The following is a 23,070-nucleotide window of genomic DNA, read 5'->3' as shown; positions in this document are numbered from 1 at the left end:
AGTCTCGGCTGGGTCGGCCAGGGATGGTTTGAAAACGCTAGCCTCATCTCACATTGATACATTTGCGGTTGTATACCGATGAGCCGTTATGGATTGCGCCCTTGCGCAGCGACATGAAACGCCTGCCCTGGCCACCCCTCAACCCGTATTTTTGTGCAGCCGAGTCAGACACTTATCGAGTAACCCACCCCGAGCCAGCCAAGCGTCAACGCAGCGAGCAGAAGATAGCGGCTGGCCTTGGCCAGCGTAACGATCAATACGAAGCTCCAGAAGGGTTCGCGCAGGACTCCAGCAATCATGGTAATTGGATCACCGATGATCGGTACCCAGCTGAGCAACAGCGACCAGCGCCCGTAGCGCTGATAGGCACGCTGGGCTTTCTCCAGCCTGGCTTCGCTGACCGGGAACCAGCGTTTATGCCGGTAATGCTCGATAGAGCGGCCCAACAGCCAATTGAGCACCGAACCGAACACGTTGCCGGTGATGGCCACCACCAGCAGTGCCCAGGTCGCGTATTGACCGGTCAACAGCAACCCGACCAGTACCGCTTCCGACTGCATGGGCAACAGCGTGGCGGCTCCCATGGCGGCGAAGAACAGCCCGAAGTAACCGGATAACGCCATCAGCTCAGGCATTGAGCCCGATCCTGCCATGGACGCTGTTGGAGGGGGATGGGCACGATTGCTGGAACACTGGGCACATATCCTGATCAAAATTTCAGAATACCCGGTCTTTGCCGATTCACTAAGCGTTGGCTAGTGTTCTTTGCAACTGCAGGGACGTCCCGTGACCGCGACGGATGATGATCATGACCGAGCAATTTTCCTCTCGACCCTTCAAATCCATCGGTTGTGCTGAATGCCGCGACCACGTGGCACTCGGGTTTGATTTCACCATGGCTTTCCAGCCTATCTTCAATATCCGCACAGGCACCACGTTTGCCTATGAAGCCCTGGTGAGGGGCATCAATGGCGAATCGGCGGGACATATCCTGGGATTGGTCAATGACGGTAACCGCTATCGGTTCGACCAGGCGTGCAGAGTCAAGGCCATCGAGGAAGCGGCCAGGCTGGGTATCCTCGATATTCCCGACTGCCTGTTGAGCATCAACTTCCTGCCCAATGCGGTGTATCGGGCCGAGACTTGTATACGCGCTACGCTGGAAGCCGCCCGCCAGGCCAGTTTCCCGCCCGAACGGCTCATGTTCGAAGTGACCGAAGGCGAAAGGGTGGACGACCCGGAACACCTCAGGTCCATCTTCACGGAATACGAACGCCAGGGTTTCACCACGGCGATCGACGATTTCGGTTCCGGCTATTCAGGTCTCAATCTGTTGGCCATGTTCCAGCCCAACGTCATGAAGATCGACATGGCCTTGACCCGCACCATCGATCAGGACCCGGTCAAGCAAGCCATCGTCGAGGGCATCATCCTGGTGGCGAAACGCTTGGGGATCACCGTGATAGCTGAAGGTATCGAGACCCGTGGAGAAAGTGCCGAGCTCCTGAACCTGGGGGTCGAGCTGATGCAAGGCTACCTGTATGCGCGGCCTGAAGTAGGGCGGCTTCCCACCTGCGTCTTCGATTGAAAAGGTGAGTGGGAGCCAGTTCGACAGGATCAAATGTCAGCTACCTGTCGATTCTCAGTAGTCCCAGTAGGCTGCAATCCAACGGAATGCAGTGCCGTCCAGCGCCACACGGCCAACCGAGGGGAAGGGCAGGTGAGTCGCAACGAACAGCTCTCCGCTTGCCGCAGCCTCTCGCAACAGACGTACACGCACGTGGACCGACTCCTGCGGATCGTGCTCGAAACCGTTGTGCCATTCAGGATGATCGAAAGCCACCGGGAATAGGGCGTCGCCGGCAAAGGTCAGGCGTTCGCCGCCGGAATTCACATAGACGATGCAATGGCCTGGCGTGTGTCCGCCGGTGAGTTTCGCGACCACGCCCGGGGCTATTTCGTGCTCGTCTTCGAAGGTCTGCAGGCGATCCTGATAGTGCGCAATGAACTGGTTGGCAGTCCGGCGCAGGACGTCCGGCACCGGTTGAGGCATTTCGGTCAGGCTGAAGTCGGGAATCTTCCAGAAATCGACTTCCGTGGCCGTGACATGAATACGCACATTCGGGCTCAAGCCTTGCTTCACCGTATCGACCAGCAGCCCACCGATATGGTCCATGTGCATATGGGTGATCACGATATCGGTGATGGCAGACAGCTCGATGCCGGCATCCTTCAAGCGTTTGGGAAACTGTCCCGCGCGGGGAAAACCGGGGAACTGGTTGCCCAGGCCGGCATCGACCAGGATGAGTTGTTCGCCGCTACGCACAACCAGCACGTTCAGCGCCCAATCGAACATGTCCGGCCCCAGGTACATTTCTTTGAACCAGGCTTCACGCTCGCTCGGATCGGCATTGGTGGACATGGTTTCGGTCGGCAGCGGCAGCACGCCATCGCTGACCACCAGCACATCGATCTCACCCAGGCGCAGGGCATAGCGCGAGGGCACCAACTCCTGAGTCGGCAAGGCACTGTCGGGGGCGAAACTGTTCAGGTAAGTGCTCATGGTCGTTCTCCTGTTAGTTCATCTAGAGGGATAGGGCTATTGATCCTTTCGAGCATTTCGGCACGACAGGCTGCTCACCGTTAACCGCGATATGCGTTATGGAGTTGCAGTGGGCTGCCGTGAGTGAATGCTAGATAGGAAAACTTCCAGGCACAGTTCTACATGGGTGTAGGGCGATCACTCATGCGTTGGACAGAACCATACGAAAGTATCGTCCGCAGAAGTGTCAGGCGCCGAACTGCTTCGGCTCAGACGGAGCCCGAGCCCTCGGCTGGAAACGAGCGAGGCAATACACAAGTATTATTCTGGATACCCAACGGACGACCCCGTTGAACCCATGTACAAGTGACTGGCAGGTACTCGCTTGAAATACTCAGGTCGTCTCGAAAGTCCCATCGATAGAGGGACGAAATAAGGGCTGTTGAACATCAACTTCCTCAGGCGGCGGATAAGATGAACAGATATGACCTGCGACATGCCGATATCAACTTATTGGTGATCTTCGAAACCATGATGCGCGAACGCAATGTCACCCGGACAGGAGAGCGTCTTTTCCTCGGCCAGGCCACTGTCAGCAGCGCGCTGAACCGGCTCCGGACAATGTTCGATGACCCGTTGTTCATCCGGACCGGACGGCTGATGGAGCCCACCGCGCGGGCCGAGGAAATTCATGTCCATCTGGGGCCCGCGCTGGAGAGTGTTGCCCTGGCCCTGAGCTGCGCGCAGACCTTCGATCCGCGCACCAGCGAGGAGACTTTTCACGTCGGGCTGTGTGACGAAGTGGAGTACGCACTGCTGCCTCAGTTGATGCAGCATCTTCGAGCTGAGGCCCCCAACATTACCCTGGTGGTACGCCGGGTGGATTCGTGGCAATTGCCGCAGTTGCTGATTGCCGGGGACATTTCCTTGGGTGTCGGCCAAGCCCAGGAACTACCGGCCCGGGCTCACTGCCGGAGTCTGCGCCCGGTGCAGCCGATGCTGCTATGCGCCGACTCGGCAGGTCCCATGAGCCTCGATGAGTTCTGCCGGCGCCCCCATGTGACAGTATCTGCCCTGGGAAAGGTAACCGATCATGTGGACCGTGCCCTGGCTTGCCATGGCCGTCGGCGCCGTGTCGTGCTGGCGGTCCCGCAGTTCAGCGCCTTGCCCGCGCTGCTGGTCGATAGCGACATGCTTGCGGTCGTACCCGACTACGCGGCTCAGGCGATGGCCCGGATCCATGGACTGCGCGCTGAATACCCGCCGCTGCAGCTTTCAAGTCCCGATCTGGCCATGGCATGGCGGGGCACCAGCCATGCCGATCCTCGAGAACGCTGGCTGCGCTCCTGCTTCGCCCGACATCTTGAGCGGCAGCCCGAGTATTGCTTGTCCTTGGCCGTGGCCTGATCATCCAGCCGCTATTGGAAGGCCATTTCTTCGAGCAAATGAGTGACGGCCTGATCGGCAAACGTGCTTACCGCCAACGGAATCTGGCGTCGACTCGGATAGACCACGTACAGGTCGATGTCTTGTTGGCGAAACTCGGGAAGCACTTCGACGAGCGCTCCGTTCCTCAAGCTGGCATGCAGGATGGGCCCCGGCAAGAAACAGATGCCCAGGCCCGCGACCGCCGCCTTCAATTGCGCCTGAGCGGTGTTTGCGCAGACTCGCCCGGTCACCACGATGTCCGCGGCGCCGCCCGGCCCGGAAAAGCGCCACGTGGCTTGACCTGAGGGGCTGGAAGGGAAAATGCACAGGTGCTGGTTCAGTTCGGAAACATGCGAAGGCGATCCATGCTGCTCCAGATAACCTGCGCTGGCGGCAAGCATGCGGCTACCAATGAATATCTTGCGTGCGACCAGGCTGGAATCAGGCAGCATTCCCGATCTGAACGCCAGGTCGATGCCTTCGGCAATCAGGTCGACACGATGGTCACTCAGCAGGAAATCCAGCTGGATCCTGGGATATTGAGCCAGGAAACCGGCAACGAACTCCATGCGGAACACGTCGAAGAAATCTGCCGTCACGGCCACACGCACCCGTCCCGCAGGTTCCTGGCTGCGGTCGGCAAAGCGTCGGCTCACTTCCAGCAGCTCTCCGATCTGGGAGGCACTTTGTTCGAACAACGCCCGGCCCGCATCGGTCAGTGCCAGTTTGCGGGTCGAACGGTGTAACAGCCGCACGCCCATCGTGTCCTCCAACTGCTTGATCCGCCGGCTCAACGTGTTGGGCGGAACGCCCATGCGCCGTGCGCCGCCGGCGAAACTTCCGGATTCGACGACCTGGATAAAAATGGCCACGTCGTTCAGATCGAACATTCGATTACTCCAAAAATGGCCGAGTGAAAAGCAATTGTAGGCTCTAATCAGCTTAATGCCGATTCCTTATGATCACTGCACATACGCCGCCGCCAGGCTTTGGACGGGCGGACCGATCATTCTTCGAGGAGTTGTCATGGGTATTTCAGCGCTTGGCAATGCAATGGTTTCCCGTCGGATCACTCACCGCACCCGGGGGCACAAGCATGGGCCGATTGTCCGGCTCATGAGCCCGTCGGACTTGGGCCAGTTGATCAAACCCTTCGTATTCCTCGACTTGTTCGAAGGCGACAGGTCGTTTCTCGGCCAGATGGCCATGCACCCTCATTCAGGAATCGCCACGGTCACGGTCATCACCGAAGGCAATCTGCACTTTGATGATCCTGAGTCCGGCAGCGGCGAAATCGCCTATGGCGGCGTCGAATGGATGCGAGCCGGCGGCGGTGTCTGGCATGGCAAAGAGATGAGCGCCGGCACTTCTGAACGCGTCCAGGGCTTTCAGCTATGGATCGCGTTACCTCCAGACCTGGAGAACGCGGCCGTCGACAGCCAATACCTGGAGGCCGCTGCGATGCCTGAAGCGGGCCCAGCCCGGGTCATTCTCGGCCACTATGCGGGGGGCCGAAGTCCGGTTCGGGCCCCCGAGGGTATCAACTACCTGCTGGTTACTCTCTCAGAAGGCACCAGCTGGGAATACACCCCACCAGCAGGCCATGACGCCTTGTGGCTGAGCGTCGCCCGTGGACAACTGACATCGCCGGATGTTGTCGAAGCGGGAGAGATGGTGGTGTTCGAGCCAGGCAGCGCTTCGATACGCATCACGGCGGGAGAGGGCGATGCGGTGTTTGTCATTGGCTCAGCCATTGCGCACCCGTTCGATCTTAATCTCGGTTACTACTCGGTCCACACCAGCCCCGAGGCATTGCGCGCCGGCGAGCAGAAAATCGCCGAAATCGGTCTTAGGCTGCGGGAGCAGGAACAGCTTCGGAACCGGTCGGGCTCGGTGCCGATCTTCAAGTAAAAGAAGCGTCGCTCAATGATCGGTATGGAGATCCAGCTGAAGAGTTTCATGTCCGTGCCCGATCTCAGCATCCAAGGTAGATCCTGACGTTGATGCACCCAGAGCGGCGCACCAGCATCTTCAGTCAATCGGCAAGTCGCAAGTACAGCTTGACGGTCACGACCTGTTGAAGTGGCTTCATACCGCGCCTGCAGATCCGTAGAACGGCGGCACTGGGCAGTCAGGAAGATTCGTTCGAGCGTTACCGTAATGTGTTCACCAGAGACCGTTATCCGTAACGGTGGACATTGGTCAGCGTGATCGCTTGTCACAAGGAGCGCGGTTTCCAGGAAACTCTTCTTGGGTTCCTGGGTTCCTGGGTTCCTGGGTTCCTGGGTTATGTTTCCGAAGTCCAGACAAACGCTACAGAAGTTGATCACGGGATGGGTTTCAAACCGGGTGTTGCGGTCCGGCTCTGAAACAAATAGTTACGCATAATGTATATTATGTTAAACAGTGTGTGTTTTCCTGTTTATCACTAGCTGTCACCTGTACCTGAAAACCGAACTTTGCCGCCATTACCGTAATCCAGCCAAACCAACGACCTTCCCACCCTGCCTCCCTCTATGCCACCTCGCGCAAGCACTGGAAAGATTCGGACAAGCACCCTCGCAATGCCTCGCTCAGCCTTGCTGAATTGACATGCTCGACCTTTGAGCTGCGTTGAGCCACATGAGTCAATCCGATCCGTGCATTGAGCAAACGCGGCTAGGCACGTTCACGTTGCTATAGTCGACTCTATCGCCGACCGTACCTCCAGGAGCATTTACCCAGTGCCCGACATGTCGACCAACGTCGCTTACACAAAACGCTTCAACGCCGTCCTCACCTACATTGATGAGAATCTCGAAGGTGATCTGTCGGTGAATACGTTGAGCCGTGTGGCGAACTTTTCGGCATTTCACTTCCATCGGCAATTCAGCGCGTTCGTAGGTGTGCCTGTTTCACGTTATGTGCAACTGATGCGATTACGACGCGCGGCGCATCGCCTGGCAACCGTCGCGGAGCACTCGGTACTGGAGGCAGCACTGGGTGCTGCCTTCGAAAGTCCGGAGGCATTTTGCAGGGCCTTCAGCCGGGCGTTCGGTATGTCGCCGAGTGCTTTCAGAAAAGAGCCGAACTGGCAGGTCTGGAATACGGTGTTCGCAATCCCTCATTTTTCCAGGACGATCATGATGCAGATACGAGTCGTGCAATTCCCTGAAGTCAGGGTCGCGGCATTTGAACATCGCGGGCCCGCCGGGCTTCTCAATGAGAGCGTGCGCAAGTTCATCGAGTGGCGCAAGCAAAGCGGACAGTCGCCGGTAGCTTCGAGTCGCAGCTTCGGCATTCCCTTTGGCAACCCCGATACGACACCTGCGCAGGCATTTCGCTTCGCAATCTGCGGCGAAATTCACGAGGCCGTGGCGCCAAATGAGTTCGGGGTGCGGGAGACCGTGATTCCAGGCGGGCGCTGCGCCGTGGTGCGACATGTGGGGTCACCGGATCACATCGGCGAAACGATCTATCCGATTTACCGCGATTGGCTTCCTGCCAGTGGAGAGGAACTGCGTGACCAGCCACTGTTCTTCCATTACCTGAGCCTCTTTCCCGAGACGCCGCAGGACCAGTGGAAAACTGACGTGTATGTTCCGTTGCAATAACGTGAACGATACACTGCCTTGGGTAGCCACTTCTTATTTCTAAGGACACCTCACAGTGGCTACCTATGGGCAGCTAGCTCGTCGACACGCATGTAGTGGTCTACGAAACCCGGGGCGATTCAATGTTTATGTGTGTCTATAAGATTGTGTGGAAACGCGAGACTCGATGCGACAGCGATATGTGTTAACCGACGGTAACGTATCGATATTGACGGCCCCTCCATGGGGTCACAACGTTATTATTCTCATATCTCCAGTTTTGAATCTCAGCATTGTTGAATACGGCGTCCCATTGATTCGACATTTTGAAATTAAGGCCTTCAGCTGCCGTTGATTCCTTGTATCTCCCTCGCCCTGTACCTGGTTTTGCGACATGGGTGTCGAATTGCATGCCGTAACAGAAGTGGTGTTTATACAACACCGCTTGCGGCCGCTGAGGCCAAGCGTCCACCGCTATGGCGTCCTCAGCATCTCCAGAGTTATGTCCAATCAAAGCAAACGTGTGGGCGTTGGTGCCGACCCACGCTGAATAATAATCTGACGACAGATAATCCCTGCAGATTGCGTAAGCCATTGCCCCCAGCTGATCGCAATTGCCCGCACCTGTTCTTTTGGCGATTTCTAATATACGCCGAGGTCTTAGCATGGCGCTGTTGACTGGGTTTTCCATGAAGTTGTAGGTGGCCGCAGTACGAATGTGTGAGGCGGCGTACTCCTCATCCAACTGATTGCCACTACCGTAGGGAGTTAACCCCTTGATAATGTCGATCACTGCGTTGCCAAGCCTCAGCAATTGTGCCTGTCTCTTTGTCACTATGTAGTCTGTAGGCATGCTTTGTTTCTCACAAGATATTGCTGGAGACGATGAAGCCACCTCGTCAGGCTAGGTCAGGCTCGGCGTTTCGCAAGCGACAGGAACACGACGGATGTCGGTCAAGATCGCAAGAAGCCTGTCTCGCCCCGTGGCAAGACGCGACGAGAATGAGCTCAACCATGATCATCCAAGGTGGCTTGGCCACCCCAACGATGTGTAGTGATCTATTGAAAATTTCTGCTGTGCCATCCTCGACCAGACCCGATCTTTTATTCTGAGACGCCGACGCTAACCCCTCCTCCGCCCCGTCTTACTAAAGTTCGCCCCTGATAGGCCGACAGCCTTCATTCTTGTCTCACGGATGATTTCAATGTTCCGCTCTGTTCTCCCCGGCGTTGCCTTACTCGCCGTCGCCGCCGCCTTTACGGCCCAGGCTCAGCCCGTCACCACGCCCGAGCAACTGTTTCGCGAATTTTCTCGCTGCGATGCACATTTCTTCGAAAGCCTGCGCGACGCCCGTCTCCCTGCAGCTACCTTGCGCCTGAGTGATTACGGCTCGGTCAAGGCGCCGACCATCAGAGATCCGTTGCAGGAAGGTGGCACTTACCAGCACTTCGAAACACCCCTGATCATCAATGGCGTGCGTATGGTCGGCTACTACAACCAGGCCCAAACCATCAAAAACGTCGGCAATTTTCTGTTTTGGGGATTCGTGGCAGATGGCTCGCCACAAGAGGTGGCCACGAAACTCAAGCCACTCATTGTCGATAACGCACGTTTCGCCAGCCAGGGCCAAGCCATCACCCGCGCCGAAATCCGTCGCATCGGTGATCCGATCGGCCAATGGCGCACCGAAGGGTTGACCGGCCCGGGGGTTGCTACTCCGTTTGGTTTCGTAGACCGCGCCTTGATGGTCGATACGGGCGACATGAAACCGCCGCTCGCAGGACGTACCACCGTGTTCTGCTCGCTACAAGGCACCGTGACCGCGCCGTTGCTGCAGGTCTATCGCCCTGACCTCAACGCTCATCTGCTCGACTGACAAGGATGTTTTCCATGAATGCTCGCTGGTCCGCACTGATCGCTTGTTCCCTCCTCCTTACAGGATGCGCCGGGATGCAGAATCCGCAAAGAGCCAATCTCGCCCACTGCTCCAATCAATTGAAGGCGCTCAAGGCCGAAAACTACACCCTGGTGCTGCAGGAAGGTGATCTGTGCTTGCAGAAAAATACACTGCCCGCCTCGCTGCAAAGCGTGATTTATGCGGTGCAGGCTGAAGCCCACAGCAACCTCAACCAATTTTCCCAAGCCGTGACTGCCAAGGAAAAATCCATCCAACTGGCAGTCAAGCCAGATCCGCGGGCGAACCTGGATTTGAGCGCGATGTATCGTGACGCCGGCAACCCCAGGAAAGCACTCGAACTTGTGCAGTACAACCTCGACAACGGACTGGGAGAAGCCGGTAAGGGCTCCGGCTTCCATATGCCGACCTACTATCATCTGGGCCTGGCCCTGACGGACCTGGGCCAATACCGAGAGGCCGCCGAAGCCTTCAGCGCCGGCCTTGAACGCCAGCCGGACTATGCCTGGGCCTATTACACCCGCGGGGTCGCGTACGACCATTTGGGGGCGAAGGATGATGCCAGGGCCGACTTCAAGAAATTCCTGGCGCTGGTCGACAAGAAATACCTGCTGGAGAAACATAAGGCCAAGCTCGCCGAACTCGGGGTTTCCGTACCGTAATGGCTGAGCCGGCTTAATGTCGGGCAGTTTCGATCTTGGGGGCGCAGTGCCATGGTTATTGTCATTGCACTCCCCCTCTGCTTTGCCACTGGCCTCAATGTCTTTATTTGACGAACCTGAGGCACCCGAACCCGGTCTTGATCCGCAGTTGCTGAATGGGTTCGATATTTTCCTGTTCACCGACCTTCTTGATGACGGCCACCCCGCAGAAAGACTCGTCACGGTTGAAGATCGGAAGAATGCCAGCCTTAGGCTCGGTCCAGGAGCCCGAAATCAAGGTATAAGTGGCTCCGTTCTGTGGCTTGAAGGAGAACGGGATCTTGCAAGCGCTGCTACCCGCGACTTGCCAATAGGTCAGGATCAGCTCTTTGTCCACGGCAACCCGTGATTCGATATGTTCCCCGTTGGAGGGCAGGACCGTATAACCGGCATAGCATCCATTATCGCTGAAGGTCATGGCATCCAGCCTCGCCCCTCCTCCAGCCTTGAGGCGAACCGTTGCTGAAGGGTCAGCGGGTCCGGGGATGACATATTGCTTGCCCTGTAGAAACGAAGTGCAACCGCTGACCAGTAACGCGCCGGCCAGCAAGATGAACCGGCCATACTTTTGTTTGACGTACATCCCTTTCTCCCTGGTTCCATCGGGTGCCCTAGCCAGTCGGAGACTTGGGACTGTTGAAAAGCGGTTCAATGGTAATGGATTGAGTGCAGATGCGAGTAGGTCTGGATGTGCCGGCACCAGAACCTATTTCACCTGCATGTACTGGCTGAAATTGTTGATGTGATCATCAAGATTATCCTCGAGCATCAGCCGGAACTGATCGCAGAAATACTTCAACAGCGCCTCCCGAGCATCAGCCATTTCGGCACCAGACTTGAAGTTCTGCGCGCTCGCCCAAGCATTGAAACGAGTGGTGCCGAACATCATTGAGGCGCTGACCCCACCGAGATCTCCATGGGTCTTGATCTGTTCGTTGGACAGTTCGATATGGGCGTCTGCACGGTCGTAGAAGGCTTGGTCGGAGGCGTCAGCCATGATGAGGTCTCGATATTCAATGAAGGATGCCATTGGAGCATATTGCGCGGCAGGATTGCAGCTGCCTCCATCGAGCCCCGGCGAGACCAGTCAAAGGAATACTTATCTTCGCAGCCAATGGTGCCGTGGATTTCAACACCATCAAACCCTGCCTCACGTGCGAAACGCTGGGCGAATTGGTCAACCAATCCGGTTATTTCGATAGTTATGGAAAGGTTGCTTTTGCGCTGCTATACGGCTGTTCTTCAACGTCGCCAGAGATTCACAGGCTCAAAGTGCCCCGGGCCGATCCAGGCCGGCAATCCGAGGTCCACTCTTTGTCGGCGGGCAACTTGGGTGTACTGATCCCCTACTACGGCAAGGATGGCCAAACTTCGAGGTGCCTGGCTGGGAACCGGGGTTCCTGATCCACGCATTCGGTGACAGCTACGCTCACGTGCAGGGTGACCCGATCATCTCTGCAAGACGCTGAACGTCAAAATCGACGAAGACAAGATCCAGGATTTCCTCAAGGAACTGTCATCGGATCTAGACGGTTGATCACTTACATATGCAGGGAGATGAAATCTACGAAACAACGCAGCTTGGGCGTGATGAAGCGGTTCGGCGGCCACAGCACACTGAAGTGGATGGTGCGGGTGACCTCTTGGGTCAGCACCGCCTGCAACTCTCCGGACTCAAGGGCATCCTTGACGGCAAATTCCGGCAGGCAGGCGATGCCCCGACCTTCCATGGCGGCGTTGAAAAGCATGTCGATGTTGTTGCAAACCAGCACTGCCGGCAAATCCTGCGCGCCATTGTGAGTTTTATCCGGTAGCGGCCAGCGCTCGAGCTTCCCGGTGGAAGGCACTCGGTACAACAAGCAGTCATGGTTGCTCAAGTCGCCAGCGTCCAAGGGCACGCCCTGGGCCTGGAAATAGGCCGGAGCACCCACCAGCAGGAAACGGAAGGCGCCCAATCGCCGCGCCACCAGACGAGAGTCGTTCAATTCGCCGGTTCTGACCACGGCATCAAAGCCCTCCTCCACGACATCCACCAGACGGTCGCTGAAGTCCAGCTCCAAATGGATGTCCGGGTATCGCTTGGCAAAGCGGGACAACAAAGTGAACAGGAACTGCCCTGCCAAGGGCAGGCTCACGCGCAGCTTGCCACGGGGTTCGCTGCTGGAGCTGGACAGCTCGAGCTCCGCTGCTTCCAGTTCATTGAGCACACGCTGGCAGCGGTTCAGGAAAAGCATGCCCTCCGCTGTCAGGTTGATGCTTCGAGTGCTGCGATGAAACAGCCTGACTCCCAGGCGCTGCTCCAGGCGCGCGACGCTTTTGCCAACGGCCGATGACGACACACCCAATTGCCGACCGGCTGCGACAAAACTACGGGTTTCGGCGACCTGGACGAAAACCGAGATACCGCTGAGGTTGTCCACGCTCTCTCCTTGAGTATTGGCGCTTTGATTGCGGAACGAAACGTCCGATGTGTCCGGAATTCTAGCCTCTGTTTCCCCTGCCGTCTGCGACCTAGCATGACAACCGTCTATCACAGCAGGGAATCGCGATCATGACCGCCAAAGCATCCATTCAGTTATCCAGCGCTATCGCCACTGACCCTATGCAGGCCCGAATTGACGCTGCGCTGAGCAGCGCCATTGAAGACAAACGCCTGGTGGGAGCTGTCGTACTGGTTGCCCGCCGTGGCGAAATCACCTATCGAAACGCGGTGGGCCTGGCCGACAGAGAGGCCGGGATACCGATGCGCACCGACGCCCTGTTCCGGCTCTCCTCGGTCACCAAACCTATCACCTCGGCGGCCGCCCTGGCCTTGGTTGCCCAAGGCCGCATTGGCCTGGATGACCCTATCGCCCGCTGGCTACCGGAGTTCCAGCCGACCCTGGCGGACGGCACTCGGGTGTCTATCAGCGTGCGCCAATTGCTCAGCCATACAGCAGGCCTGAATTATGGTTTTCTCGAAGCCCAGGGTGGCGGCGCCTACGCGCAGGCCGGTGTGTGTGACGGGCTGGAGAGCGCACCGCTGACCCTGGAGGAAAACATCCGGCGGCTGGCGACCGCGCCGTTGCTCTATCGCCCCGGCACCAACTGGGGATATTCCATTGCCACCGACGTGTTGGGAGCCCTCATCGCCAGGGTATGCGGCAGTAGCCTGGCTGAAGCAGTCAATCAACTGGTGTGCGAGCCTCTCGGCCTGTCCGACACCCGCTTCAACGTCGTCGACACCTCCCGCCTGACAGCCGCCTACCTCAATGCCGATCCCGTTCCACGCCGCATGAATGGCGTCGAAGTGATCGAAGTATTCGAGAACACTGCAGGTATCCGGATGGACGCGGATCGGGCCCTCGATAGCAGTGCCTATCCATCGGGAGGCTCCGGCATGATCGGCTCCGCCGAAGAGTTCCTGACCCTGCTCGAAACCTTGCGCCAGGGTGGTGGGCCGCTCATGCCAGCGACCCTTGCGAAAGAAATGGGAAGTGTCCAGACCGGCAATCTGGAACTCGCCAATTGGCCTGGCCGTGGTTTCGGCCTGGGATTCACCGTGCTGACTGACCCGCAGGCCGCACAAACGACCGAGTCCGTTGGCACGTGGCGTCTGGGTGGGGCTTTCGGTCATTCCTGGTTCGTCGATCCGGTGCAACAGATCTGCGTGGTGGCCTTCACCAACACGGCGTTCGAAGGCATGTTCGGGCAGTTCACCGTCGATCTATGCAACGCCGTATACGGTGCCTGAATGGCCAAAGGTTCACGCGGCGATAAGGAGTTCATGATGAAAAGACCGGCTTGAGAGCCGGCCTTCATGCGAATGCAGTTTGAGTTGTCCAGCTTTTTTTTGGCTACCTGCCCCATGGAATTGACCAGGCGCCTGGGCTTTCGACAGCGCCGCGGATCTTTATTGAAAGGTATCGACTCATGACGCATTCACGCCTGTATCACAACCATGCCAACGTACGCCTGGACTCCCTGACGGGGTTCCGATTTGTCGCGGCTGCCTTGGTGTTCTTCTTTCACGCCTCACTGACAAAGATCATCGGATTCAACCCCTTTGCCGACCAGCACATTGTCGCCGGCTTCCAGCGCTTGTTCAGCGTGGGGGGCTGGCTTGGCGTATCGTTTTTTTTCGTCCTCAGTGGTTTCGTCATAACCTGGTCGGCCCGCAGGGACGATACGCTTGGGGCGTTCTGGCGCCGTCGCCTGGTGAAGATCTATCCCAATCATCTGGTCACCTTCGTCCTGGCGATGATCTTGTTCGCTGTACCGCTGACAGCCGTGAGTGCCTGGTTGCCCAACTTGCTGCTGGTTCATGCCTGGGTCCCGGACATGTCGGTGTTCCTGAGTGTCAACGGGCCTTCCTGGTCCCTGTGTTGTGAACTGGTTTTCTACCTGGCGTTTCCGTTTCTCTTGCGCGCCTTGTGGAAGGTCGGCGAGGACCGCCTCTGGCTGACCGCGGGCCTCACAGTCTGTGCGATGGCTGTGACCCACTGGCTCATCGCCGAGGTTGTCGACGATGCACCGCAGATCGCCGAATACCCCATCTCCCTAAGCCAGTGGTGGTTGGCTTACTACTTTCCGCCGCTACGGTTGTTCGAGTTCGTTCTCGGCATGTTGATGGCCCGCATCCTGATGACGGGACGCTGGATTGCGATCCCGGTCGCACCGACGCTGGCATTGGCGGCGGCGACATACTTCCTCGCAGGAGAAATGCCCTTCATCTACAGCCTGTCACTCACCACCGTCATTCCGATTGCCTTGCTGATCACCAGCCTGGCTGCCGCCGACGTCGCGCAGCTCAAGTCCTGGTTTCGTCATCCACTGATGGTCTGGCTGGGAGAGATCTCGTTCGGGTTCTACATGGTCCACCTGCTGATCATGATGTGCGTGACTTCGCTGTTGGATGGACAACGTTTCGCAGTAGTACCGGCCTCTCTGATTCTCGCGGCCACGTTCTGCCTGTCGATCCTGGGGGGCTGGCTGCTTTTCGCCTTCGTCGAGCGGCCCGCCATGCGACGTTGGGGCAAAGCCAAGCCGATCGAGCGACCAATGAGTGTTCCTCAGGTTTGATTTCTCCACTGGAAAGGATGCTAGCCATGTCATCGTTTATTCGCAGGTTGAGCGGCGTGCCCGTTTGGGCACTCGGCTTATTGGCGCTGGCGCTAATCGCCGGCTTCGCAATCAGCATGCGGGCCCCGGTAGCCCAGGCTAAAAGCGCCCCCGCTCCGCTGCCTCAGGTGCAAGTGATGAGCGCCATCACGCGAGATGTCGTCGACTGGCAGAGCTACACCGGTCGCTTGGTCGCCACCGACACCGTAGTCATAAAGCCTCTGGTGGCCGGTACGCTCATCAGTGTGCACTTCAAGGACGGCGCGCTGCTGCGCAAAGGCGACCTGATGTTCGAGATCGACCCTCGTCCTTATGCCGCGACGCTGCAACAAGCCCAAGCCGCGCTGGTGGCCGCCAGGTCGATGAGTCTGTTTGCGCAGAAAGAGCTGCAGCGCTACGAGCATTTAATCACCAGCAATGCCATCGCGAAAACCGACCTGGACAAGCGCATACAGAGCGCCAACGAAGCTCAGGCCAGGGTCAATGAAGCCCAGGCCAGGGTCGAACTGGCCCGACTCGACCTGGAGCACACCCGCATCCTCGCGCCATTTGACGGTCGCGCCTCACGGGTGGAGGTGACACCGGGAAATATCGTTGACGTGGGAGAGCGCTCCACAGCCCTGACGAACCTGGTGTCCATCTCTCCGATCTACGCGGACTTCGACGTGGATGAACAAACCTTCCTGCGCTACCTGGGCAACCGCCCCGCAGGCGATCCGGTACCCGTCATGCTCGGGCTGGCCCACGAAGAGGGTTATCCACGCAAGGGCAACCTAAGCTCCCTGGACAACCGGCTGGATACTCGATCAGCCACTATCCGCGTCAGGGCCAGTTTCGACAACAGCAACGGAGAGCTGCGCCCGGGCCTGTTTGCCAGGGTCCTGCTGCCAGGCAGTGCCAGCCGCCCGGCAACCTTGGTCGACGACAGCGCCATCGGCACCGACCAGGACAAAAAGTACGTACTGGTGGTCGATGCCGAGGGCCGCGTCCAGTATCGCCAGGTCAAGCCCGGGATACGTCAGGGTGCGCTACGGGTCATTGACCAGGGCATCTCACCCGAGGAGCAGGTGGTCGTGAGTTCCCTGCACCTGGCGACACCGGGCTCCCAGGTTGCTCCGGTACGTGCGCCTTCCCAACCACAGGCGCAACAATGATGAACATTTCCGGATTTTTCATCGACCGTCCGATTTTTTCCGGCGTCCTCAGCGCTCTTGTATTGCTGGCCGGGATACTCTCGCTAACGCGGCTGCCAGTGTCGGAGTACCCCGATGTGGTGCCGCCGTTGATCGTGGTGAGCGCCCAATACCCAGGTGCCAACCCCAAAGTGGTGGCTGAGAGCGTCGCCGCGCCGCTTGAAGAGCGTATCAACGGCGTGGAAGGCATGCTGTACATGCAATCGCAGGCCAACAGCGATGGCACCTTGGCGATCAATGTGACATTCGCGCTGGGCACCGACCCCGACAAGGCTCAGCAGTTGGTACAGAACCGTGTCTCCGAAGCGCTCCCACGCCTGCCGGCCGACGTGTTGAACCTTGGCGTCACCACCAGCAAATCGTCATCGACCCAGACCCTGGCGATTCATCTGGTGTCGCCCAACAACGAATACGACGCCAACTACCTTCGCAACTACGGCATCCTTAACATCAAGAGCCAGCTTGAACGTATCCCTGGCGTCGGCGAAGTGCGCATCTGGGGCGGCGGCGACTACGCCATGCGTATCTGGATCGACCCCGACAGCGTTGTACAGCGAGGCCTCACCGCCGGCGAAGTGGTGGCGGCCATACGAGAACAGAACATTCAGGTCGCGGCCGGCGTCATAGGCGCGTCGCCCATGAACGCGGGCGTTCCACTGCAGCTTTCGGTCAACGCCAAAGGTCGGCTGAAAACCGAAGAGGAATTCGGCAATATCGTCATCAAGACGGTACCGGACGGGGGCGTGACGTACTTGCGCGATGTGGCCCGGATCGAATTGGCCGCTTCCACCTACGCGCTTCGCTCGCTAGTCGACGGGCAGCCGGCGGTAGGCTTCGGAGTTTTCCAGATGGCGGGCGGCAACGCGCTGGACATTTCAGCCCGGGCTCGGGAAATCATGACTCAAGCCAAGGCCGATATGCCGGCAGGCGTCGATTACAAAATCGTCTTCGACCCGACCCAGTTCGTCCGTTCCAGTATCGATGCGGTGATCAGCACTCTGTTCGAAGCCATCGTGCTGGTGGTGCTGGTGGTGATCGTGTTCCTGCAAACCTGGCGCGCCTCGGTCATTCCATTGCTGGCTGTGCCGATATCCATCGTCGGCACACTGGCGTTCTTGCTGGCGTTCGGATTCTCCATCAACGCGTTGTCACTGTTCGGCCTGGTATTGGCGATCGGCATCGTCGTGGATGACGCGATCGTCGTGGTGGAAAATGTCGAACGCAACATCAGCCAAGGGTTGTCACCGCACCAGGCCACTTACCAGGCAATGGCAGAGGTGAGCAAACCCATCGTCGCCATCACCCTTACGCTGGTTTGCGTGTTCATTCCATTGGCGTTCATGCCCGGCCTTTCTGGCGGTTTCTACCGCCAGTTCGCCTTGACCATAGCCATTTCCACGGTGATCTCGGCATTCAATTCGTTGACACTTTCCCCGGCCCTCTGCGCCCTGCTGCTCAAGCCACACGGCGCGCCAAAGGATCCGCTGGAACGTGGAATCGACAAAGTCATGGGGCGTTTTTTCAAAGGTTTCAATCGTCGATTCAAGCAAGCCGAGGAGCACTATGGTGCCGGCGTACACGGTGTGCTGGCGCACAAGGGCAGGACGTTCGCGGTGTTCGCGGTTCTGCTGTGTGCCTGCGCCTGGTTGAGCCACACGCTACCGACGGGGTTCGTTCCGGCCCAGGACAAGGAGTTCCTGGTGGGTTTCGCTCAACTGCCCGCCGGTGCCTCGCTGGATCGAACCGAGCAGGTCATCCAGCAAATGAACGACATCGCGCTGAAACATCCTGGCGTTGCCCACACCCTCGAGTTTCCCGGCATGTCCGTCAACGGTCTGATGAACTCTTCAAGCTCCGGGATCATCTTCGTCATCCTCAAACCCTTTGCCGAGCGTTCCGGCGAGGAGTTGGGGGCGAACCGGATAGCGGCAGAACTCAATGCCGAGTTCAGCAAGATTGCGCAGTCCTTCACTGCGGTCTTCCCGCCGCCCCCCGTCCTTGGGCTGGGAACACTGGGCGGGTTCAAACTCCAGATCGAGGACCGCGCCAGCCTGGGTTATGTCGCACTCGACAGCGCGGTCAAAGCCTTCATGACCGAGGCTGCCAAGGCGCCGGAATTAGGCCCCCTTTTCTCCAGCTACCAGATAAACGTGCCCCAACTGGACGTCGATCTAAATCGGGTCAAAGCCAAGCAGCTCGGCGTCTCGGTAACCGATGTATTCGAGACCCTGCAGATTTACCTGGGATCTCTATACGTCAACGATTTCAACCTTTTCGGGCGTGTTTACCAAGTCAGGGCGCAGGCCGATGCGCCGTTCAGGGCCCACCCCGAAGACATCAAACGCTTGAAGGTTCGTAATGCCTACGGCGACATGGTGCCCTTGTCGACGCTGCTGTCGGTCGATCCCGGCTATGGGCCGGAAATGGTCGTGCATTACAACGCTTTTACAGCGGCGGACGTCAACGGCGCCCCCGCCCCCGGTTACTCTTCGGGCCAGGCAGAAGCAGCCATCGAGCGCATCGCCCGGCAGACCCTGCCCCAGGGCGTACGTATGGAATGGACCGACCTGACCTACCAGCAACGGCTGGCCGGTGACACGACCGCCTGGGTGCTGGCGGTCAGCACGCTCCTGGTTTTTCTGGTTCTGGCGGCGCTGTACGAAAGTCTCCTGCTGCCGCTGGCGGTGATCCTGATCGTGCCGATGGGGGTGCTTTCGGCGCTCGCGGGCGTCTGGTTGACCGGAGGCGATAACAACATTTTCACCCAGATAGGCCTGATGGTACTGGTGGGCCTGGCGTCCAAGAACGCCATCCTGATCGTCGAATTTGCAAGGGATCTGGAACGCCAGGGGCACACCCCGTCGAGCGCCGCCTGGGAGGCCAGCAAGTTGAGGCTCAGGCCGATCCTGATGACCTCGATTGCCTTTGTCATGGGCGTCGTCCCCCTGGTGATTTCCACCGGAGCCGGAGCGGAAATGCGCCAGGCGATGGGCGTCGCGGTGTTCTTCGGCATGTTGGGCGTGACCGCATTCGGATTGCTCTTCACCCCGCTCTTCTACGTCCTGGTTCGCAGTGTTGGCCGCCGGCTACCCCAGGCCCGGTCAATTCCCATTGCGGACACATACATCCGTTAACACCGGAACTCCAGCGCGTTTTTCTGCATTCGGCGCGCCTCTAGACTGCAAACGTCCCCAACCCTTGCGAGAAATGCCATGACACGTGTCGTTCGGTTCCATGAGTATGGTGATCCAGAGGTCCTGCGAATCGAGGATTTACCGGTCGCCCAGCCAGGCCCTGATGAGGTCCGCATCCGGGTAAAAGCCATCGGTCTCAACCGCGCCGAATCCATGTTCAGGCGCGGCCAGTACCTTGAGCAGGCTGAGTTTCCCAGCCGGCTGGGGTACGAAGCAGCCGGTTTTGTCGAAGCCTTAGGCGATGCCGTACACGATTTTGAGATAGGCGATCCGGTCAGCCTCGTTCCCCCTTCGAGCATCGCTCGATGGGGAACCTATGCCGAGCAGGCGGTGGTGCCGGCGGCGATGCTGGTCAAACATCCGGACAGCCTCAGCCTCGAACAGGCCGCTGGCGTCTGGATGCAATATCTCACGGCCTGGGGCGCGTTATTGCCCGTCGCCGGACTGGTTGCAGGTGACATCGTGCTGATAACCGCCGCTTCGAGCAGTGTAGGCCTGGCTGCCATTCAGATTGCCAACCGTGTAGGGGCGATACCTATCGCGGTGACCCGTGGCGAGGAAAAGGTCCGCAAGCTGCTGGCGGCCGGTGCCGCTCATGTGATTGTCAGCGACAAGGAAAATCTGGCGGTACGTGTCGGGGAGATCACGGCCGGCGATGGCGCCAGGGTTGTCTTCGATCCAGTGGGCGGTCCGGCTATCGAGCCGTTGGCGGATGCCACCCGTCGCGGCGGCATTATCATCGAGTACGGAGCCTTGAGCAGCGAGCCCTCGCCCTTTCCGCTGTTCACCGTGCTAGGGAAAAGCCTCACGCTGCGAGGCTACCTGCTGCACGAAATCGTCAACGACCCGGTCCTGTTTGCCCAAGGCAAGGCGTTCGTCTCCAGCGGCCTGATCGAGGGCAGCCTGTCCCCTGTAATCGCCAGAACCTTTACCTTCGACGAGATCGTCGAGGCCCATGAATACCTGGAGGCCGGTGAGCAGTTCGGCAAAGTCATCGTGACCCTGGAGGACCGGCCATGAAAATGTTCAACCCGTTGTTCTTCATCGCGCTGGGTTTGTTCGGGGTCTACACCATCGAGTTCGGCGTAGTCGGTATCTTGCCGGTGATCATCGAACGCTACAGCGTCAGCGCCTCTCAGGCGGGCTATCTGGTGGGCCTGTTCGCCCTGATCATTGCGGTATTCGGCCCCTTCATGGTGCTGTTGTTTTCACGTTACAACCGCAAGCGGATCCTGACCCTGTCGTTGTTCATTTTTGCCGGTTCCAGCGCCTTGTCGGCCTATGCGCCCGATTACGGATGGCTTGCGGTCCTGCGGATCATTCCGGCGTTCTTCCATCCGGTGTATTTCTCTCTGGCTTTTGTCGCAGCGGTGTCTCTTTATCCCAAGGAACAGGCTACGCAAGCGACGGCCAAAGCGTTTGTCGGCACCAGCATGGGCATGGTCCTGGGCGTGCCTATCACCACCTGGATCGCCGCACGCTTCTCCTACGAGGCGGCCTTTCTGTTCTGCACCGCAGTCAATGTGATCGCCGGCCTCGGCATCATCGCCCGGCTACCCGATACCTTTGCCGGACAGCGAACCCCTTATGGGGAACAGCTGGCTATCCTGCGCAAACCGACGCTGTGGCTCAATATCCTGGCCTCCACCCTGATCTTCGGTGCGATGTTTTCGGTGTACTCCTACAGCGCCGAATACCTGTCTCGTGAAGCCGGCATGAGCGGTGAGGTGATCAGCGCCATGTTGATCCTCTTTGGTGTGGGAGGTGTAGCCGGTAATTTGCTGGCGGGCCGCTTGCTGTCCAGGAACAAAGTGAGTACCACGCTGATGCATCCGATCATGCTGGGTGCGTCCTACCTGATCCTCCATTTCTTCGCCAGTGCAGCCATTTTGCCGATGGTGTTGATCGTCGTGCTGTGGGGCGCCACACACACCAGTGGCCTGATCGTAACGCAGGTATGGTTGACCTCCGAAGCCCCGGAGGCTCCCGAGTTTGTGACGGGACTCTACATTTCATTCATCAATTTGGGCGTGACGCTCGGTGCAACCGCCGGCGGCTGGTTCCTCGCACGCTTGGGAATGGAAGGAACCATCGTCAGCGGGCTGGTTTTCTGTGCACTGGCAGCTGCGACAATCGCGACCAAGGTGCTTGTGTATGGAGCCCGACAACCAGGCCTTGCGTCGGAAACCCAGGCGGTTTTGCACTAAAGTCATTCCTCGGAGACCGTGGCCTGCCACGGTCTTTCTCGAACTCAGCGGAGTTTTTATCGGTCAGAACCACTCGGACGGAGTTACGATATGGATGTTAGCAGCACTTCACTCACCGCCTCGCAGGCCGTCGATTTCCCTGTGGACAGCACCCAGTTCGATTGGGAGAACCTTCGGTATTTCATCGCCTTCGCGAGAATACGCTCCCTGGCTGCCGCAGCGCGGTCGTTAAACGTCGAACACGCGACTGTTTCACGGCGGATAGCGGCCCTTGAAACGGCACTGAAAATACGCCTGGTGGACCGGCGCAGCCACCGATACGAATTGACCGAAAACGGCGAGCGGATCGCCCAGTTGGGTAACCGCATGCAGGAAACTGCCTGCGCGCTGAGCCGCGCGGTCTGCGCGATCCGCACCGATAAAGTCGCAGACATTACCCTCAGCTCACCTCCCCACCTGACGACGCATTTCATTGCGCCCCGTCTCGGTCAGCTAAGGGAGCAATGTCCTGGCGTCAACGTGCGGATCCTGTCCAACCCCCGCATGGCCTCCATGGCAAGGCGCGAAGCGGATATCGCGATCAGCGTCGGACGACCGACCGAGACGGACCTGGTCGTGCGGAAGATCGGCACCCTGGATTTCGGTTTTTTCGCCGCGCAATCCTATCTCCAGGGCCGTGCCCCCTCAGCCTATGAATTCATCGCCCATGACGATGAACAAGAACCCTCCCCTCAGCGCATCTGGCTGGAGAATGCCGCGGGCCAAAGGCCAGTGGTGCTAAGGGTCAAATCCTTCGATGTACAGGCCGAAGCGGCCAGGGCCGGCGCCGGTATCGCCTTGCTCCCCGTATTCATGGCCAATCCTCAAAGCGGCCTGCACAGGGTCTCGATCGAAGAGCGGCCGTTACATGCTGAGCTATGGCTGGTGGTCCATCGCGACATGCGAACGGCTCCCGGAATAAGGGCCATGATGGACTTCATCATTCATTGCTTTGCACAGCAACATCGTTAATAAAAGGTTCGACCCGACTGGGAATTTTTTAACAGCAGCTGTTAAAAACAACCTGTTTACAATCTGCGGAATGTTGTCCAGTATCGAATCAGGTCAGGCGAACGAGTTTTCGCTGAAATCATGACCTCGTAGAAAACCGTTACATTCCTATAATAATAATCCCCCTGCCTTTTACGCCAATAACGCCGCCACTGTCGGCTGATCGT

Annotated in this window: 20 protein-coding genes; 13 read left to right on the top strand and 7 right to left on the bottom strand. The window is 58.4% G+C overall.

Annotation, left to right across the window (positions count from 1 at the left end; translation table 11 throughout):
* Positions 1 to 164 precede the first annotated feature (164 nt).
* On the bottom strand, positions 165 to 626 hold the full coding sequence (locus BW992_RS20340) for a YqaA family protein (RefSeq protein ID WP_092180942.1): 462 nt from the start codon (positions 624 to 626) through the stop codon (positions 165 to 167).
* Positions 627 to 799: 173 nt separating this feature from the next.
* Here BW992_RS20340 and BW992_RS20335 point away from each other — a divergent pair, with 173 nt between their 5' ends.
* Positions 800 to 1,588 carry an EAL domain-containing protein gene (locus tag BW992_RS20335; RefSeq protein ID WP_123397789.1) on the top strand — a complete coding sequence of 263 codons (789 nt, stop codon included), beginning with the start codon at positions 800 to 802 and terminating at the stop codon, positions 1,586 to 1,588.
* Positions 1,589 to 1,642: 54 nt separating this feature from the next.
* Here BW992_RS20335 and BW992_RS20330 read toward each other — a convergent pair whose 3' ends face one another.
* The gene (locus tag BW992_RS20330) at positions 1,643 to 2,563 is read right to left on the bottom strand and encodes an MBL fold metallo-hydrolase (RefSeq protein ID WP_072391905.1); all 921 of its coding nucleotides are present in this window, start codon (positions 2,561 to 2,563) and stop codon (positions 1,643 to 1,645) included.
* A 453-nt stretch (positions 2,564 to 3,016) separates the two neighbouring features.
* Between BW992_RS20330 and BW992_RS20325 the strand changes: the two genes are divergently transcribed.
* Positions 3,017 to 3,949, top strand: a complete 933-nt coding sequence (locus tag BW992_RS20325) for a LysR substrate-binding domain-containing protein (RefSeq protein ID WP_072391908.1) — start codon at positions 3,017 to 3,019, stop codon at positions 3,947 to 3,949.
* 11 nt (positions 3,950 to 3,960) lie between these two features.
* Here the strand turns inward: BW992_RS20325 and BW992_RS20320 are convergent, their stop codons facing one another.
* Positions 3,961 to 4,860, bottom strand: coding sequence for a LysR family transcriptional regulator (locus BW992_RS20320; protein WP_072391912.1), 900 nt, complete (start codon positions 4,858 to 4,860; stop codon positions 3,961 to 3,963).
* Positions 4,861 to 4,996: 136 nt separating this feature from the next.
* Between BW992_RS20320 and BW992_RS20315 the strand changes: the two genes are divergently transcribed.
* Positions 4,997 to 5,881, top strand: coding sequence for a pirin family protein (locus tag BW992_RS20315; protein ID WP_076406993.1), 885 nt, complete (start codon positions 4,997 to 4,999; stop codon positions 5,879 to 5,881).
* Positions 5,882 to 6,702: 821 nt separating this feature from the next.
* Positions 6,703 to 7,563: an AraC family transcriptional regulator gene (locus BW992_RS20310; RefSeq protein ID WP_371919352.1), complete on the top strand. Its 861-nt coding sequence runs from the start codon at positions 6,703 to 6,705 to the stop codon at positions 7,561 to 7,563.
* A gap of 184 nt (positions 7,564 to 7,747) precedes the next feature.
* Here the strand turns inward: BW992_RS20310 and BW992_RS20305 are convergent, their stop codons facing one another.
* Complete coding sequence (locus tag BW992_RS20305) at positions 7,748 to 8,395, bottom strand: hypothetical protein (protein ID WP_076406991.1); 648 nt, start codon at positions 8,393 to 8,395, stop codon at positions 7,748 to 7,750.
* 352 nt (positions 8,396 to 8,747) lie between these two features.
* Between BW992_RS20305 and BW992_RS20300 the strand changes: the two genes are divergently transcribed.
* Positions 8,748 to 9,419 (top strand): hypothetical protein, encoded by a 672-nt coding sequence (locus tag BW992_RS20300; protein WP_083532846.1) that lies wholly within the window; start codon positions 8,748 to 8,750, stop codon positions 9,417 to 9,419.
* Positions 9,420 to 9,493: 74 nt separating this feature from the next.
* Complete coding sequence (locus BW992_RS20295; RefSeq protein ID WP_231991075.1) at positions 9,494 to 10,120, top strand: tetratricopeptide repeat protein; 627 nt, start codon at positions 9,494 to 9,496, stop codon at positions 10,118 to 10,120.
* 103 nt (positions 10,121 to 10,223) lie between these two features.
* On the opposite strand, the gene BW992_RS20290 is transcribed toward BW992_RS20295, so the two are convergent.
* The 3 genes from BW992_RS20290 to BW992_RS20280 all read right to left on the bottom strand — a co-directional run bounded on the left by BW992_RS20290 (position 10,224) and on the right by BW992_RS20280 (position 12,579).
* Complete coding sequence (locus BW992_RS20290; protein ID WP_076406989.1) at positions 10,224 to 10,742, bottom strand: hypothetical protein; 519 nt, start codon at positions 10,740 to 10,742, stop codon at positions 10,224 to 10,226.
* A gap of 123 nt (positions 10,743 to 10,865) precedes the next feature.
* A complete protein-coding gene (locus BW992_RS20285) occupies positions 10,866 to 11,156 on the bottom strand; it encodes a DUF3144 domain-containing protein (RefSeq protein WP_076407365.1) in 291 nt (96 codons plus the stop codon).
* A gap of 544 nt (positions 11,157 to 11,700) precedes the next feature.
* Positions 11,701 to 12,579 carry a LysR family transcriptional regulator gene (locus tag BW992_RS20280; RefSeq protein WP_076406988.1) on the bottom strand — a complete coding sequence of 293 codons (879 nt, stop codon included), beginning with the start codon at positions 12,577 to 12,579 and terminating at the stop codon, positions 11,701 to 11,703.
* A 182-nt stretch (positions 12,580 to 12,761) separates the two neighbouring features.
* On the opposite strand from BW992_RS20280, the gene BW992_RS20275 reads away from it, so the two are divergent.
* The 7 genes from BW992_RS20275 to BW992_RS20245 all read left to right on the top strand — a co-directional run bounded on the left by BW992_RS20275 (position 12,762) and on the right by BW992_RS20245 (position 22,864).
* Positions 12,762 to 13,892: a serine hydrolase domain-containing protein gene (locus BW992_RS20275; protein ID WP_372239187.1), complete on the top strand. Its 1,131-nt coding sequence runs from the start codon at positions 12,762 to 12,764 to the stop codon at positions 13,890 to 13,892.
* Positions 13,893 to 14,071: 179 nt separating this feature from the next.
* Positions 14,072 to 15,220 (top strand): acyltransferase family protein, encoded by a 1,149-nt coding sequence (locus tag BW992_RS20270; protein ID WP_076406986.1) that lies wholly within the window; start codon positions 14,072 to 14,074, stop codon positions 15,218 to 15,220.
* 176 nt (positions 15,221 to 15,396) lie between these two features.
* A complete protein-coding gene (locus BW992_RS20265) occupies positions 15,397 to 16,413 on the top strand; it encodes an efflux RND transporter periplasmic adaptor subunit (protein ID WP_231991074.1) in 1,017 nt (338 codons plus the stop codon).
* Positions 16,413 to 19,586 (top strand): efflux RND transporter permease subunit, encoded by a 3,174-nt coding sequence (locus BW992_RS20260; RefSeq protein WP_076406985.1) that lies wholly within the window; start codon positions 16,413 to 16,415, stop codon positions 19,584 to 19,586. The genes BW992_RS20265 and BW992_RS20260 overlap by 1 nt, the downstream gene beginning before the upstream one ends.
* Before the next feature lie 78 nt (positions 19,587 to 19,664).
* A complete protein-coding gene (locus tag BW992_RS20255; protein WP_076406984.1) occupies positions 19,665 to 20,666 on the top strand; it encodes a zinc-dependent alcohol dehydrogenase family protein in 1,002 nt (333 codons plus the stop codon).
* A complete protein-coding gene (locus tag BW992_RS20250; RefSeq protein WP_076406983.1) occupies positions 20,663 to 21,853 on the top strand; it encodes an MFS transporter in 1,191 nt (396 codons plus the stop codon). The genes BW992_RS20255 and BW992_RS20250 overlap by 4 nt, the downstream gene beginning before the upstream one ends.
* 90 nt (positions 21,854 to 21,943) lie before the next feature.
* Positions 21,944 to 22,864, top strand: coding sequence for a LysR family transcriptional regulator (locus BW992_RS20245; RefSeq protein WP_083526353.1), 921 nt, complete (start codon positions 21,944 to 21,946; stop codon positions 22,862 to 22,864).
* Positions 22,865 to 23,070: the final 206 nt, after the last annotated feature.

Origin of the sequence: Pseudomonas sp. 7SR1, from assembly GCF_900156465.1 — a bacterium.
Lineage (GTDB): Bacteria > Pseudomonadota > Gammaproteobacteria > Pseudomonadales > Pseudomonadaceae > Aquipseudomonas.
The sequence above is the reverse complement of the archived record's forward strand: the minus strand, read 5'-3'. Positions and strand labels throughout refer to the sequence as shown.

Excerpts from the sequence above, each read along its gene's own strand:
- BW992_RS20330 (WP_072391905.1), bottom strand. The coding sequence starts at position 2,563 with ATGAGCACTTACCTGAACAGTTTCGCCCCCGACAGTGCCTTGCCGACT.
- BW992_RS20260 (WP_076406985.1), top strand. The coding sequence starts at position 16,413 with ATGAACATTTCCGGATTTTTCATCGACCGTCCGATTTTTTCCGGCGTC.
- BW992_RS20320 (WP_072391912.1), bottom strand. The coding sequence starts at position 4,860 with ATGTTCGATCTGAACGACGTGGCCATTTTTATCCAGGTCGTCGAATCC.
- BW992_RS20325 (WP_072391908.1), top strand. The coding sequence starts at position 3,017 with ATGAACAGATATGACCTGCGACATGCCGATATCAACTTATTGGTGATC.
- BW992_RS20250 (WP_076406983.1), top strand. The coding sequence starts at position 20,663 with ATGAAAATGTTCAACCCGTTGTTCTTCATCGCGCTGGGTTTGTTCGGG.
- BW992_RS20295 (WP_231991075.1), top strand. The coding sequence starts at position 9,494 with ATGCAGAATCCGCAAAGAGCCAATCTCGCCCACTGCTCCAATCAATTG.
- BW992_RS20255 (WP_076406984.1), top strand. The coding sequence starts at position 19,665 with ATGACACGTGTCGTTCGGTTCCATGAGTATGGTGATCCAGAGGTCCTG.
- BW992_RS20335 (WP_123397789.1), top strand. The coding sequence starts at position 800 with ATGATGATCATGACCGAGCAATTTTCCTCTCGACCCTTCAAATCCATC.
- BW992_RS20300 (WP_083532846.1), top strand. The coding sequence starts at position 8,748 with ATGTTCCGCTCTGTTCTCCCCGGCGTTGCCTTACTCGCCGTCGCCGCC.
- BW992_RS20285 (WP_076407365.1), bottom strand. The coding sequence starts at position 11,156 with ATGGCTGACGCCTCCGACCAAGCCTTCTACGACCGTGCAGACGCCCAT.
- BW992_RS20315 (WP_076406993.1), top strand. The coding sequence starts at position 4,997 with ATGGGTATTTCAGCGCTTGGCAATGCAATGGTTTCCCGTCGGATCACT.
- BW992_RS20310 (WP_371919352.1), top strand. The coding sequence starts at position 6,703 with ATGTCGACCAACGTCGCTTACACAAAACGCTTCAACGCCGTCCTCACC.
- BW992_RS20305 (WP_076406991.1), bottom strand. The coding sequence starts at position 8,395 with ATGCCTACAGACTACATAGTGACAAAGAGACAGGCACAATTGCTGAGG.
- BW992_RS20290 (WP_076406989.1), bottom strand. The coding sequence starts at position 10,742 with ATGTACGTCAAACAAAAGTATGGCCGGTTCATCTTGCTGGCCGGCGCG.
- BW992_RS20265 (WP_231991074.1), top strand. The coding sequence starts at position 15,397 with ATGAGCGCCATCACGCGAGATGTCGTCGACTGGCAGAGCTACACCGGT.
- BW992_RS20245 (WP_083526353.1), top strand. The coding sequence starts at position 21,944 with ATGGATGTTAGCAGCACTTCACTCACCGCCTCGCAGGCCGTCGATTTC.
- BW992_RS20270 (WP_076406986.1), top strand. The coding sequence starts at position 14,072 with ATGACGCATTCACGCCTGTATCACAACCATGCCAACGTACGCCTGGAC.
- BW992_RS20275 (WP_372239187.1), top strand. The coding sequence starts at position 12,762 with ATGCAGGCCCGAATTGACGCTGCGCTGAGCAGCGCCATTGAAGACAAA.